At 47.2% G+C, this 13,564-nt stretch carries 13 protein-coding genes and 1 pseudogene; 3 read left to right on the forward strand and 11 right to left on the reverse strand.

Annotated features, from left to right (window positions below):
* Window positions 1-7 precede the first annotated feature (7 nt).
* Together ACY2VT_RS10645 and ACY2VT_RS10650 are read right to left on the reverse strand one after the other, a co-directional pair.
* Window positions 8-490 (reverse strand): DUF5067 domain-containing protein, encoded by a 483-nt coding sequence (locus ACY2VT_RS10645; RefSeq protein WP_461879866.1) that lies wholly within the window; start codon window positions 488-490, stop codon window positions 8-10.
* Between the two features lie 29 nt (window positions 491-519).
* Window positions 520-1,728 (reverse strand): hypothetical protein, encoded by a 1,209-nt coding sequence (locus tag ACY2VT_RS10650; RefSeq protein WP_461879867.1) that lies wholly within the window; start codon window positions 1,726-1,728, stop codon window positions 520-522.
* Between the two features lie 79 nt (window positions 1,729-1,807).
* On the opposite strand from ACY2VT_RS10650, the pseudogene ACY2VT_RS10655 reads away from it, so the two are divergent.
* Window positions 1,808-1,867: pseudogene (locus tag ACY2VT_RS10655) on the forward strand (hypothetical protein); the annotation flags it as partial.
* A 34-nt stretch (window positions 1,868-1,901) separates the two neighbouring features.
* Here ACY2VT_RS10655 and ACY2VT_RS10660 read toward each other — a convergent pair.
* The 8 genes from ACY2VT_RS10660 to ACY2VT_RS10695 form a co-directional block, all read right to left on the reverse strand.
* A complete protein-coding gene (locus tag ACY2VT_RS10660) occupies window positions 1,902-2,807 on the reverse strand; it encodes a DUF4428 domain-containing protein (RefSeq protein ID WP_461879868.1) in 906 nt (301 codons plus the stop codon).
* 62 nt (window positions 2,808-2,869) lie between these two features.
* Entirely contained in the window at window positions 2,870-4,345 is a 1,476-nt protein-coding gene (locus tag ACY2VT_RS10665; RefSeq protein WP_461879869.1) for an SPFH domain-containing protein, read from the reverse strand.
* A gap of 315 nt (window positions 4,346-4,660) precedes the next feature.
* A complete protein-coding gene (locus tag ACY2VT_RS10670; protein ID WP_461879870.1) occupies window positions 4,661-6,259 on the reverse strand; it encodes a response regulator transcription factor in 1,599 nt (532 codons plus the stop codon).
* A gap of 22 nt (window positions 6,260-6,281) precedes the next feature.
* The gene (locus tag ACY2VT_RS10675; RefSeq protein WP_461879871.1) at window positions 6,282-7,667 is read right to left on the reverse strand and encodes an extracellular solute-binding protein; all 1,386 of its coding nucleotides are present in this window, start codon (window positions 7,665-7,667) and stop codon (window positions 6,282-6,284) included.
* A gap of 186 nt (window positions 7,668-7,853) precedes the next feature.
* Window positions 7,854-9,320 (reverse strand): bifunctional metallophosphatase/5'-nucleotidase, encoded by a 1,467-nt coding sequence (locus ACY2VT_RS10680; RefSeq protein ID WP_461879872.1) that lies wholly within the window; start codon window positions 9,318-9,320, stop codon window positions 7,854-7,856.
* Between the two features lie 315 nt (window positions 9,321-9,635).
* Window positions 9,636-10,286, reverse strand: coding sequence for a vWA domain-containing protein (locus ACY2VT_RS10685; RefSeq protein WP_461879873.1), 651 nt, complete (start codon window positions 10,284-10,286; stop codon window positions 9,636-9,638).
* 186 nt (window positions 10,287-10,472) lie between these two features.
* On the reverse strand, window positions 10,473-11,489 hold the full coding sequence (locus tag ACY2VT_RS10690; RefSeq protein WP_461879874.1) for an O-acetyl-ADP-ribose deacetylase: 1,017 nt from the start codon (window positions 11,487-11,489) through the stop codon (window positions 10,473-10,475).
* Window positions 11,490-11,526: 37 nt separating this feature from the next.
* Complete coding sequence (locus ACY2VT_RS10695; RefSeq protein ID WP_461879875.1) at window positions 11,527-12,486, reverse strand: 2-hydroxyacid dehydrogenase; 960 nt, start codon at window positions 12,484-12,486, stop codon at window positions 11,527-11,529.
* Window positions 12,487-12,653: 167 nt separating this feature from the next.
* Here ACY2VT_RS10695 and ACY2VT_RS10700 point away from each other — a divergent pair, with 167 nt between their 5' ends.
* Window positions 12,654-12,731, forward strand: coding sequence for a DUF6783 domain-containing protein (locus ACY2VT_RS10700; RefSeq protein ID WP_461879880.1), 78 nt, complete (start codon window positions 12,654-12,656; stop codon window positions 12,729-12,731).
* 69 nt (window positions 12,732-12,800) lie between these two features.
* On the opposite strand, the gene ACY2VT_RS10705 is transcribed toward ACY2VT_RS10700, so the two are convergent.
* Window positions 12,801-13,115: a hypothetical protein gene (locus tag ACY2VT_RS10705; protein WP_461879876.1), complete on the reverse strand. Its 315-nt coding sequence runs from the start codon at window positions 13,113-13,115 to the stop codon at window positions 12,801-12,803.
* A 242-nt stretch (window positions 13,116-13,357) separates the two neighbouring features.
* On the opposite strand from ACY2VT_RS10705, the gene ACY2VT_RS10710 reads away from it, so the two are divergent.
* Window positions 13,358-13,564 (forward strand): transposase family protein (locus ACY2VT_RS10710; RefSeq protein ID WP_461879877.1); only part of this gene is annotated, 207 nt, incomplete at its 3' end.

The raw sequence follows: 13,564 nt of genomic DNA on the forward strand, positions 1-13,564 counted from the left end.
TCCTTCCTTACCTGGCTTTCGTTAAATCAATGCTCAGTTTGCCCTTTTTCTTTCCCGGATTCTGGGAAAACTCCACTTCTACGGTTTCGGCATCACTGTCCGGCAGAACATAGGCCGATTTCACCTCAATCGTTTTTCCCGGCACGATTTCCGTCAGCTGTGCTTTTGTAACCGTATCATAGGAATCCGGATCAGAAAATACCGTTGCCACATCCAGGCCAATCCCATCCTGGAATGCTTTTTCTGATACTGCCCAGAGATAAGATGTTGCCTCTTTCCCATTATTTGTAAAATCCAGGTTTATGACCAGCGCCGGGTTCTCGTTGATATCCTGCATCACGGTAAAGCCCTTGTAACGGATTTCATAATCTTCCAGAATGATATGATCCGACGCAGAAGGAGTCACAGGCTCCTTCTGCGTACAGGCTGAAACTTCAAGGAGTATCCCTCCGGCCAGGAGCAGATATAACCAACGTTTGTACTGTTTCATGCTCCAATCCTCCTTCTTTTTGCCTAGATTTATTCAAACCACGATTCAACCGGCTCTCTGAATTCCGCCGCGGTCAGCATAGCTTCCAGCAACTCCAGCGATTTCTGGTAATAGGTATCCGGATCGTTCTTCATCTCCTCCACAGCCGCTGCCAGCGCCACAGGATCCGTCAGCTCATCATCGTTCACATACGTGATCGCATACACATCATAATTGGTACCCTCATTTATCTTAAGACGCAGAAAACTACTCACGTATCCATAGAACTCGGTCTGTTTCATGATTCCGGAATATCCGGCAATGGTGTATTCCTGATATCCTTCCATTTCCAGCGCGTCATTTTTGATCGTACCGCTGATCATTGCTGTCACTCTTGTCGGGATCGGATCCGAATCATATACCTCTGTCTTCAGACTGTATATATGATACTCATCGAGAACCTGCATAACTTCAATGTTCTCTCCATGATATTCCATAGTATCCGGAAGGGAACACAAACCAACGCCCTGATATTTGCGCCCGCTGCGATCCTCTTTGCCTTCGTAATCCGTGGTTACTGTGAGGGTTTCCAAAAACATATCCCGGACATCCGCCAGTTCCTTTATATTGGCAAACTCCTCATTTCCGCCTTCAAAGCTAGCGTATACATACAGATTCAGTCCCTCTGTAAACGGCCCCAGATCAATGGTGTATTGCCAGGAGGTATTCGTGGTTTTCAAAATTGCCGGGTAATTCTGAACCTGTATCTTCTCCGCCTCCTCATTCTCCAGCATCGCGGCCAGCGTCGCCGTCAATGTGGCTGTCAGCCGGATATCCGCCCGTAACGAAACGCCATCTGCATTTTCCGACTGATACACATATCTCTGAGGTACATTGACCGGATCCCTTTTGCTCAGACACTTTGTTTCCCATTCCTTCGCTTCCTTTGGGAAATAGAACTTTGCCTGCGCCTGAATTTTCGGATTTGTCAGCAAAATTTCTGTGGCATTCTCCGGAATCTTCGTTTCAGCCTCTGCAGACTCCGCTTCCGGCTGCTCCTTTTCTGTCTGCGAAGTATCGGTCTGTGAGCTGTCGGTCTGCGAGCTGTCGGCCTGTGAGCTGTCAGTCTGCGAAGTATCTGTCTGGGAGGCATCTGTGGTGTCGGTTGTGTCTGCAGGTTTCTTTTCTCCGCCGCAAGCCGCCAGGCTAAGCGCCAGCACTGCCGCAAGCATCGCTGTCATAAGTTTTCTTTTTCTCATTCTCCACGCCTCCTTTACTGATAAAATCTTTCCATTTCCGTAATCTGCAAGCCCCACTTTGCAATATATTTAACCCCATTTGGTTGCCGTAGCCTGCTTCAACCGCCTTATACGGACAAACTCTCCCACAAAATGGGACTCACAGCTTACGAAAAGCCTTTTTCAAACACGCTCTATCGAATTCTGTCTCTGCCGTCCCTTGGTGCTCCACAATTCTGGCAGAACTTTCCGGTGTTTGTCATGCCGCAGGAGCAAACCCAACTGCCATTCTGTGCCATGTTTCCGTTCTGCATCATGTTCCCGTTCTGCATCATGCCGGTTCCTGCCATGCCTGCGCCCAGACCGGATACCACTGCGCCTACCAATCCCTGACCATCTGCCATCTGGTTTATCACAGAAGCCGCCATTCCTCTCGCCGTCGGCTGCCCTGACAATACTGCCACGATTTCATCTGCCATCTGCTGATATTTGCGATATTCCATATTGTATTCCGGATGCACCATACTCTGGCGGCGGCTGCCCATCATCCTTCCCACTCCGGCACCGGTAAATTCATCCACAATCTCGATATCACTGGAATTCAGACGAAAACGAATCTGGCTAAACCAAGGATTTCTTACAGAAATCTCGATAAAGAAATTGTAGGAATAGCAGTATCTGGGAGGGTTGTAGCTGACCTCCTTACCCTGTGCATCTTTCTGCTTCAATTCCGTATCTTCCATCTTCAAATCCAGGTTACAGGAGATCACATCGGAAATAGAAATGATATCCGGATTCGCCTTCAGAATATCGTTCGAAGAAGTAACAATAAAGCGGTTTCTCAGTTCATCTACCATAACCTTCATCCGATCGCCGATTATGCGGGTCGCCCGAAAGCCCGCCAGCTGCTGCCGGTTTTCCTCCCGGTAGGTCAGCTGCTGCTTAATCTCCTCAACCGTCGAGGATTTTCTATCAGAGAAAAACGGGGAAAGCTTAGACGCGCATTCCTTACAGAGATTTCCGTCCTCCAGCTTACGGTTTCCAAGAAGCCCTATCTTTTCTCCACACACATCACAATACTTTTTATCAAAGAATCCCATATAGAAACCTCCCTTCCTGTTGTCCTTCCATTACATCGTTATTTTAAAAATGATGTAATGGTTTAGTTCGTAACATCTCCATCATCAAACGGGTCGCCGCACTCCGGACAGAATTTTGGCGGATGCGTCGGATCCTCCGGCTGCCAGCCACATTTGTCACATCGGTACAAGAGTGCTCCTGCCGGCTTCTTCGCGCCACAGTTCTGACAGAATTTTCCTTTATTCACAGTTCCACAGGAGCAGATCCAGCCATCGCTGTCTTCCGGCTTTTTCGCGCCGCACTCCGGACAGAACTTTCCGGTCGCAGTTGCTCCACAGGCGCACTTCCAGCTTCCCGCTGCCTCCATCTTCGGCTCCGGCTTTTTCGCGCCGCACTCCGGACAGAACTTTCCGGTCGCGGTTGCTCCACACTGACACTTCCAGCTGTTTGCCCCGGGCTGTGGAGCGCTTTGGGCTGCCTGTTGCTGCTGTGCTGCTGCCTGCTGTGCCGCTGCCTGCTGCTGTGCCGCCTGATTCTGCTGCTGACCCATTGCGAACAGATTCTGTGCGTTCATGCCGCCCATTCCACCTGCATTCATGGCCATTCCCATTCCCATAAATCCGGTCATGGCTCCGGCGTTGTTGTTTGCCGCCGCCTTCATAGCATCGATCTGTCCGCCTACCAGACGGGCTGCCGCCGTATTGGGATTGGTCGTCATAGCATTTTCTTCCCACTCCGTCAGCTTCAGTCGCTGATCCTCCGGAATACTTAAGGAATTAATGTTGAAAGAAAACACTTCGATACCGCGTTTTTCTTTCCATGTTTTAGAAAGAACATCATTCAGAGCGTCCGAGAGCTCCAGTGTATGAGCAGGAATCTCATAATACTGAATCTTCTGCGCCGAAAGGGTTGCCAGAGCCGGCTGCAGAGCCGTCATCAGTTCCCCTTTTAAGCGGGGCGCGATTTCTGCGCTTTCATAATCACTTTCCACGTTGCCGCAGACATTGGTATAAAACAGAAGCGGATCGCTGATACGGTACGTAAAGTTACCATTGCATCGGAGATCCACGGACAGTTTATACCCCAGTTCCTCATTTACAACTACGCGGAACGGAATCGGAGTTGCGGTTCCATAAAGAATTTCTCCCATCTCCTTGGTGTTAATATAGTAAACACGCTGATCCTTTCCTGTGTCACCGCCGTAGGTAAATCGTTTTCCAACTACCTTAAAGGTTTCACGGATGCTCTCTCCCAGATTTCCGGCAAAGATACTTGGCTCCGAAGAGGTATCATATGTAAACTCACCAGGCTCCGCACAGACCTCTACGACTTTTCCCTGTTCCACGATCAGCATACACTGTCCGTCTGCTACTGCGATACCGCTTCCATTGGAAATGATGTTGTCATTTCCCTTCGTATTGGAAGACCGGCCCGTGATACGCTTCTGGCCCTTTGTTACCAGAACGTCTTTTCCCAGTGCTTCACAATAGAAAAACTCTTTCCATTGATCTGCAAATGTTCCACCTAATGCACCCATACCAGCTTTAATCAGTCCCATAAACAAATCTCCTTTCCTTTCGCATCTGTATTTCTGGTTTTGCTGTTTCTTATCTGAAATCAGCATATCAGTTTTTACAGAAAAAATATATGGGAACGGTTGGAATATCAGACTATTTCGATAACTTTCCAATGATTAGAATACAATATATAGTGGTCTAAATATTTTTTATACTATATATAGATGTGATGTAGGTACCAAAAAGTCTTTTGACACCTATGATACCAGCTTGCTCCGCACTTCGTACTCCTGCTTTATAGCTATTTTGTTTCATAAAAAAGAGAACCCGGTAATCCGGATTCTCCTTTTTTCTTCTTATCTGTCTTTTAATTCCTCCAGCCGTCCGCACCGCCGGAAGAGATCAACATAAACCATCAGCTCTTCCCGGTTGGACACCTCCAGCTTCCGGTTGATACTGGTATTATGCTTTCGCACCGTTGCCACGCTGACAAAACTCCGTTCTGCTGCGGTCTGAACATCGCAGCCCTCGATAAACATCTGAAAAATATGTAATTCCGCAGGTGTCAGCCTTGTCACCCGATCCTTAAACTCCTGCAGCATGGTTTCAATCTCCGGCGGAAGATCACTGGTTTTCAGCTCCTGGCTTCTGGTTTGCAGGAAAGACACCAGTGCGTCAATTTCTGAAATTCCCGACCGGATACCGGTATTCTGCCCGTCCTCTCCTGTTGCCTCCAGCTGCATGGCTTTCAGACTTCGCACAATCGGAGCCGAAAAATGCCCGGACACCCCTCCGGCCAGAAGGAGAATCAGAATCAGGAACAGAACTGTTCCCGCATACCAGAGCTGACGGTTCCGAAGCGATGCCTGGTGATAGCTGTCCTCGGGCAGCAGGGTTAAAATCATAGGAGTCTGACCACTGGAAAAGCGAGCCTTAAGCGGAGTAGCTAATCCAAAATAGCGGGTAGAACCGGTCGAGGCTGTCTCATAGTATTTCCCGCTCCGGATTTCTATCAGCCCGGAGGATTTCAGATACGTTCCTGCCGCATTTCCAATCATAGCCTTGGACAAATCGTACTTTTTTCCCTCTCCGGAAACCAGAAGAGTAACCATATTTCCGAACCGGCTTTCTGCCGCCGGATAAGACAGGACAAAATAAAGCTGGCTGAGCTCCACGCCACAGATCCCACAGGGTTCTCCGTTCTGATCCAGAACCGGCACGCATAGAAGCGTCACATCCTCCCAGGTATCCCGCAGCCGGAACCGCTCTGTCCAGACGGCTCCCTCTGCCAGACGGCTGCGGTTAAAATGCAGAAGCGTATCATAACAGGGAATCAGCGATGTGTCAAACTCCAGATCCCAGCGATTATGCATCTGAATCTGTTTTTTTCTGGCCAGATCAGCCGCCCCGCGGAAATACACCATATGCTGGTTTGCCGTTCCGACGGCCTTCAGATCCGAAAAACGCAGATAGACTCCCATGCGAGACGTATTTGCACATTCTGCCTTTGTATTTACAGTGGCATCCAGCACAAAAAATGCGCCACTGCATGCATTGGAACGCAAAGCCGACTCCAGAGATCCATACAGAGAACTCTCCAGATCCAGAATCAGATCGGAATCGTCATCGAGATCGGAAAATGATTTTCCACTATCGATCAGCACCTGTTCCATGGTCCGCGTGATTTCTTCTGAAAGGCTGATACTTCTTGCCGTCAGAAGATCCATCTGCTTCGTCATTGCTGAAACAGTATTCTGATGCTGTACCGTCAGTGCTTCTCCCAGATTACGCTCCGATCCCGGCATAATCCCTGCTTTCTGAATCACAACTACGCCTGCCGCAAATACAAACAGTACCATACAGGCCACGTACAGAGTCAGCTTTCGCTGCATGGATACGCCAACCTCATTCCAGTGACGCAGCGAATAGCTGATCTTATGAAACAAGCGACTCATTGCGTCACCGCCTTTCTTACCTTCATTGCTGATAATCCTTCCTGAAGCTCTCCAGCGTTGTCTCTGCCAGCTCCTCCGGAGACTGCTCCGGACTTTCCAGGAAGGAACGGCGCGCAATCTGGAGCTTCTGACGGACCAGATCTTCAAATCTGGTTTCCAGATCCAGATAGCTATCATACTGTGGAGCCGTATAGAAAATATATTGCTCCTGCGTCTGTAAAAATGCCTGGTACAGAGACTGATACATGGGATCCTGAAGCCGGTCGATTGCTGCCGGGAGATATTTTTCAAAGGATTCCTGTTTTACCGGCATATATCCCAGCTGTGTCACAAATTCCACATTCCGCTCCGGATCTGTCAGCCACCTTAAAAATGTGATACAGGCTTTTTCCCGTTCCGGAGTAGATTTTACCGTACAGATGCCTGCGCCCCGCTGCATCACCAGCTTTTCCCCATTTTCAAAAACCGGACAGGGCATTGAGATCATATTCACCTTCTCTGTTGTATTGTCCGCATAGGTCACCGTATCGGAATAATACAGGACGCTGGCAGAAGAGGCCACGGACACGATGGAATCCCCGGTTCGCAGCGGTTCTGTGGCATAACCGCTCTGAAGCCAGATACCGCCTTCCACTGCCGCTTGGGCATAGGGTGCCCACACACGTTCAAAGGCCGGCCCAAAGACAAGCCCGGTTCCATCCTTTGTAAAGAAATGCTCACCCAGAGACTCTACGCCCACCTGGAAATAGTTAAAATGATAATCATGGACAAAAAACGGTTTCCCATCTTCCGGAATATCCGGTGTCTGCTCATCCGTCCACCTGGTATAATCCTCAGCCATACGGAAAACTCCCTCCCAGGTTTCCAGATCGGAGAGAGAAGCTCCACTGGCTTTCGCATATCGGTTAAATGCCGTTTCATTTACAAACATAATCTCCGTGGACTTCGCAACGGGAAGAATCAGCTGTCTGCCGTCGATTTGTCCTTCTGTAAGAAAAGCCGGAATAAAACCGCTTAATTCTTCCTCAGAAAAATAATCCTGATAATCCACCAGCGCCGTCTCATCAGGCAATGCCAGCACTGTCTTCGGATAGGAAACGAACATATCCGGCAGATCTTCTGCTCCCGGATCCCCAAATGCTGAGGATAGCACATTCTCATGGATTGTATTGGTATTGGTGACGCTTCCCACCTGTACCTGGATATTTTCTTCCTTTCCCACTGTCTCATTAAATTCCGCTATCATATCATTGAGCGGTGATTCTGCCTGCCCTCCATAGACATGCCAGATGGTAACGGTAACCGGTTCCCTGGCCGTTGCCTTCCCGCAGCCGGCTAAGCTTATAACAGCCATCAGGCCAAGCAGACCATACCCCAGACGCCCGATGATGTTCCTCCCTTTTTTCATAGAAATTCCCCCACATTTCACATTTTCTTTTTCCGCAAACAGAAAGTTTATCTTTATTATACCTCTTTTTCTCAAAAACGTATACCCTATCCGTGAAAAATTTGTCATTTTTCACAAAAAACCACTGCTGTACATTTATTTGCACAACAATGGTTTTCCTCCTGCAAAATCAACTGCTTCTTTCTTCTATAATTTCACTACCAGCCTGCCCTCCACCTCCCGGGAAAGGTGCGGATTCACCATCATATATTCTTCTACAATATCCCGGCAGGAGGTAGCCAGCACGCGGGGAAGCGCATTGGCCTTCACCTCCTCCAGAGACAGTGTCAGGAAATCCTGCATATTCATATAATGATATTTCGACAGGGCAATGGAATATAGCTTCTGCTCATTCAGTGCCTTTCCCTCCAGGGTCAGTACTTGAAACTCCTGCCGGCTGCGTGACCAGACGATATGCAGTCCATGGGAAAACTGATAAAACTCTGTATGCTCTCCCTCAAACGCTTCTTCCCGCAGAATGTAGCGCAGCATCCGTTCCAGCTGTACTCCGTTCACCTGAACCATATACATTGCTTCATCATAAGGAAGACATTCCACCAGATCCTGATAATGAACCACCGGCCCCAGTTCATAATTCCGGATTGCTCCGGACCCCATCAGCGCCAGATCAATCCCCAGACTGTCCCGCAGGATATCCGCAATCAGATTTCCCAGCGCCGTTTCCTGATTTCTTACCGGATGTGTCAGACATTTCGTAAATCTGGTCACAATACGGTCATACTTTTTGTCCGTCTCCCGTCGGTAATGATTGATGAACTTCTCCATTTCTTCATCTTTCTGACAGGTGATATTGTTGATCGGGACAAGCTGCCAGGTAAAGGTATCGATTGCATTGAGATCCGTATCCACCATAATATCAAAACGCCCGATCTGGTCTGTACCGGTTCCTGCCTGCACAATATAGATTCCATTTACCAGAGCAGGTTCTGTAAGAAGGGTGTGCGAATGACCGCCGATGATCACGTCCACACCCCAGGCCGGATCCAGCAGAGCCGCCAGTTTTTTGTCTTCCTCAAATCCGATATGCGTCAGAAGCACTGTAAAATCAATATCAATCGCATTGTACGCATTACAGATATTTCCGACCTCCTGGGCCGCCTCCCCGATGTCCACGAAGGAACCTATCAACTCTTCCGCCTTTGTCTGTGCCAACACGTCCTCTGTAATAATTCCTATGAAAAGGATTTTCATACCGTCCATTTCCGCAATGTAAAAGGGCTGGAACAGCCGCCTCCAGTTTGCCCGGATATGGAAATTCGCGTTAATAATAGGGAAATTTGCGCATTTTTCCAGAAACAGAAGATGAGACAGTCCATAATCCACCTCATGATTTCCGATTGTCGCCACATCCGGGCCCAGCAGGTTCATAATGCCGATGGTTGACACGCCTTTATACTCGGAGTCAATGACAGAACCGCGGAACATATCTCCCGCAATCGCATAGATCACATTTTTCTCCTGCTTCCGTACCTGATTCACATAGCCGGAGAGGAAGGACACCCCTCCCACCAGTTTTTCATCGATCTGCTCCGCTAAAAAATCCCCATGCATATCATTCGAATGAAGAATCGTCAGTTTTTTTAAATTTTTCATAGACTCCCGCCCCCTTCCCTGTCATACCGGATATCCAAGATTTTTATCCCGAGCCTCGAACATCAACAGACCTGCATAAAACCGATCCCTTAATTACCTATACATAATTTTACCTGATTTTTCATGAATCGTATATACTAATGGTTGGAAATCCCCCCTGTTATAACAAAATTCCAATCATTATCATACCATATATAGTACATTAATGATTGGAATTATCTATATCTTCTTTTAGCATTCTACTGCTACCTTAATTACACCATCTCTCTTAATTCGAATTTTCCTTTTGAAACGCAGGTATACGCCTGCATATTTCTATTTTCCTCCACGTTTTTTGTAATCCTCGTCTATACGCTTTTTCCAGTCTGCGTTCAACGGGGCACTGCACCGGACAGAGCTGATTGCTTCGCTGACCACCTCATAATTCAACGCGGTTCCTTCACTGTCGCACTGATAGTTGACTGCACGATCTGCACCGATTCCGAACTGGCTTGCGGTCTCTACCGCGTCAATATTGGCGCCAAGGAACAAAAACTCCCAACCGTATTTCGTTTTCTGCCGCTCGATCATCTGCTTCACTTTTTCGCTGTTGTACCGGCGGCTGGCATTTTCCATTCCGTCCGTAGTAATTACGAACATGGTATGTTCCGGCACATCCTCCGGTCTTGCGTACTTATGAACATTTCCGATGTGGTGAATCGCACCGCCGATAGCATCTAAGAGTGCCGTGCATCCGCGAACCGTGTAATCCCGGTCGGTCATTGGTCGGATGTCCTTTACATTTACACGATCGTACAGGACTTCGCTCACATTGTCAAACAGTACCGTTGAGATCAGTGCTTCGCCCTCTGTTTTTTTCTGCTGCTCAATCATAGAATTGAATCCGCCGATGGTCTCCCGTTCCAGTCCGTTCATAGAACCGCTGCGGTCTAAGATAAAAACGATCTCTGTTAAATTCTTTCTCATATGCTTATCCTCCTAAAAGATCTCGCCCTTACGGGCTCGCTGTCGCAGTATTCGCCAAGGTTTCGAGCAAGCGCGAGCTTTGGCTCATTCCGCACGTAAATGGTTGCTCGGTTTCGTACCTTACAGCCATAGTATAGCGATTTTCTTTTGCGGAGTGGTCGCATGGAAAGCGACATTTCTTTTTCCTTATGCTCCAATCAGACTCTGGTCAAAGGCAAACAGTGCCTCGTTGATTTCATACACATTATAGTTTCCCCTTTCAACAAAATATTCTACAATGATGTCGAATTTACTCGAATGGGACAATGTGAATCCTGCCTTGCCGAGCATCTCCTGCATCTGGGCAAGCGGCAGTTCCAAAGCGAGGGCAAATGCCAGCACCGTAGGTTTGGATGGCTTATAGAATCTATCCGAGCGAATTTTTGAGAAAAGCTTCCGGTCAATGTTTGCTTTCTTATAGCACTGCGCATCCGTCATACCGCTTTCCTCAATCTTTCGAAGCAGCATTTCTGAAAAGCTCTCATCTATCTGCCCCAGTGCCTCTTCCAGAGACTGACTGCTGCAGGATTTACAGATTGCTTCGGGCGGCAGCGGGACAGATGCAGCTTCAAAGCAGGATTCCTCTTGCCACGCTTCGGACCATCGTCTCTGTTCTGCCCTCCTGTCGGTATGTTCTTCCACATACCTGTCATCTATGTACACTGTGATGTCATCAAACAGCTTTCCGCTAATCTGATATGTTTTTCGGTCAAAGATAACGATATAGACCATCATCTCGTTTTCCAGCAGAAATTCGCTGATGGTATCGACTGCAACCTTCAGAGCCTGGTCTTTGGGATAGCCATAAACACCGGAGGAAATCAGCGGAAAGGCTACAGACTGACAGCTATTTTCTTTCGCCAGGTTCAACGATGTCCGATAACAGGATTCCAGAAGCTCCTGCTCCCGATGCCTGCCATCCCGCCAACGCGGACCGACTGCATGGATCACATATTTGCAGGGCAGACGGTATCCTTTTGTAATTTTTGCATTGCCGGTTTCGCAGCCGTGCAGCGTACGGCATTCCGCAAGCAGTTCCGGTCCGGCCGCACGATGAATGCAACCGTCCACACCACCGCCACCCAAAAGGGACGTGTTGGCTGCATTGACAATTGTGTCAACGCTCATTTTTGTAATATCGTTTCTGATCATTTGCAACGGCATGAAGCATACCTCCCATTCGTCCAACAGTTGCCAGATACTATCGACCTGATACAACATTGACCGGATTTTCTTCCATAAACTTCTTGATATTGTCTGCCAGAATAGAAACCAGCCGCTGTCTCGTTTCAAGTCCTTTCCATCCCATATGAGGGGTCAGAAGAACATTGTCCATCGTATAAAGAGGACTGTTCTCTTCCGGTGGTTCGGTTTCCTGAACATCAAGTCCGGCTCCTGCAATTGTACCATTTTCCAGTGCTTCTATAAGAGCAGGCTCATCAATAAGTGCACCTCTTGAAGTATTAATAATAAACGCAGATGGCTTCATAAGCGATAGAGTTTCTTTGTTGATCATATGTTTTGTACTTTCTGTCAATGGACAATGCATGGAAACATAATCACTATTCTTAAGTAATTCCTCAAGTGATACATAGCGGATACCGTTCTCATCTTCTTTTGGTGTCCGGGTATAAACAAGTATGTTCATATCTAACGCCTGTGCAATCTGCATGACTTTTCTGCCAATATGTCCTGCACCTATAACGCCAAGTGTTTTACCGTTTACCTCTACATGTGGAACCTGAAGATTTTCAGTAAAATTGTCATGATTTCCACTTGCCAGCATCTTCATCTGTACCTGCATTGCAGAACTCAGATTTAGTATCATCATAATTGCTGTATGTGCTACACGTTCTGTGCTGTATGCCGGAATATTACAGACTGTAATCCCCTTCTTTCGTGCTGCCTCAAGATCAATATTATTATATCCTGTACCTGCCTCACAGATCAATTTAACAGATTCCGGGAATCTCTGTATCATCTCTGCATTCACCGGCATCTCCTTTGTTACAATAATATCTGCTCCCTGAATACGCTCTGTCAGCTGCTGTTCTGTTGTGTCATCATATACGGTAACATCAGAAGATAAAATAGAAAAATCCAGCTTCCCATCAAAATTCATTTTCTTTGCGTTCAATACTACACATTTATCGTTCATCATATACATTCCTCTCTGTAAAAAAATCAACAAATATTCCAAGTAATCATAACTCCAAAAGTTTGCCCATCTATTTTTCTACTCCGTTCAGGGCTTGCTTCCATATCTATATTTCAGTAACCCACAAAAGTGCTCATTCAATAAATTGATTCCGCAGTACTCCTAACCGAATGAGGGCAAAATATACCACAAAGTGGGGCTTGCAGATTGCGGAAATGGTTTTTCAGACACGTTCCAAAACAGTATAACACAAAATAAAAGTGATATGGTGAACTGATTGACTCGGTTTTGATGAAATTTTCCAAAAAGCATCCGAATCAGAAGGTCATCACACAAATACCGGACGAGTTTGTGGACATTCCCATGGACTCGCCCATGCAATTGCCGCACTGCTCACAGGCTCGACTGCAAATTTCACAAACACCGCCGCACTGTTCCTCACAGCTCATATTCATGCTGTCTACATTCTGATTTGAAAAGTCCAGCAAATCGATGTTCTCCAGAATGGCTTCCGCCAGCAGCAAAGCATCTTCCTGAGAATCAGCACTCACTCGAAAGTTCTTCCTGGAAACGGCGTTCAGCGTGATTTCAAATTCTTTCATGTTGCTATCCTCCATATCATCGTTCTTCATTTCGTGTTTTCGGTTTCGCGGCTGAAATACCCAGGCCGGAACACAGATAGTCATCGTAATCTTTGCCCCTGGGCGGGAGCTTTACTGCGACAGTGTAATCCTTGGCAGAACAGCCATTAACGCCTTAGCCGCCATGCGTCCGGCATAGTCATTATCCAGCCGAAGCCACGACAAACGCATGCGTAAATAAATTGTGAACACGCCCCTTTTTTGATAAAATAAAAGAAAAAGGGGCGTTGTTTATGCAGGAATTATTAGAGTGGATGGAATACATTGAAGACACCCGTCAGCAGACAAAGGTTCGTCACACATTGAAAGATATTCTTGTCATTGTACTGTTTGCAACTCTGGCAAATGCAGATGACTGGGTGGAGATGGCATTGTTTGCAGAAAGCTATCAGGATTATCTTCGAAAGTATATTGAACTAAAAAATGGAATCCCTTCCCAT

Origin of the sequence: Fusicatenibacter sp., from assembly GCF_050872605.1 — a bacterium.
GTDB lineage: Bacteria > Bacillota > Clostridia > Lachnospirales > Lachnospiraceae > Fusicatenibacter.

Excerpts from the sequence above, each read along its gene's own strand:
- ACY2VT_RS10690 (WP_461879874.1), bottom strand. The coding sequence starts at position 11,489 with ATGCCGTTGCAAATGATCAGAAACGATATTACAAAAATGAGCGTTGAC.
- ACY2VT_RS10675 (WP_461879871.1), bottom strand. The coding sequence starts at position 7,667 with ATGAAAAAAGGGAGGAACATCATCGGGCGTCTGGGGTATGGTCTGCTT.
- ACY2VT_RS10670 (WP_461879870.1), bottom strand. The coding sequence starts at position 6,259 with ATGAGTCGCTTGTTTCATAAGATCAGCTATTCGCTGCGTCACTGGAAT.
- ACY2VT_RS10645 (WP_461879866.1), bottom strand. The coding sequence starts at position 490 with ATGAAACAGTACAAACGTTGGTTATATCTGCTCCTGGCCGGAGGGATA.
- ACY2VT_RS10695 (WP_461879875.1), bottom strand. The coding sequence starts at position 12,486 with ATGATGAACGATAAATGTGTAGTATTGAACGCAAAGAAAATGAATTTT.
- ACY2VT_RS10685 (WP_461879873.1), bottom strand. The coding sequence starts at position 10,286 with ATGAGAAAGAATTTAACAGAGATCGTTTTTATCTTAGACCGCAGCGGT.
- ACY2VT_RS10680 (WP_461879872.1), bottom strand. The coding sequence starts at position 9,320 with ATGAAAAATTTAAAAAAACTGACGATTCTTCATTCGAATGATATGCAT.
- ACY2VT_RS10705 (WP_461879876.1), bottom strand. The coding sequence starts at position 13,115 with ATGAAGAACGATGATATGGAGGATAGCAACATGAAAGAATTTGAAATC.
- ACY2VT_RS10700 (WP_461879880.1), top strand. The coding sequence starts at position 12,654 with ATGAGGGCAAAATATACCACAAAGTGGGGCTTGCAGATTGCGGAAATG.
- ACY2VT_RS10660 (WP_461879868.1), bottom strand. The coding sequence starts at position 2,807 with ATGGGATTCTTTGATAAAAAGTATTGTGATGTGTGTGGAGAAAAGATA.
- ACY2VT_RS10665 (WP_461879869.1), bottom strand. The coding sequence starts at position 4,345 with ATGGGACTGATTAAAGCTGGTATGGGTGCATTAGGTGGAACATTTGCA.
- ACY2VT_RS10650 (WP_461879867.1), bottom strand. The coding sequence starts at position 1,728 with ATGAGAAAAAGAAAACTTATGACAGCGATGCTTGCGGCAGTGCTGGCG.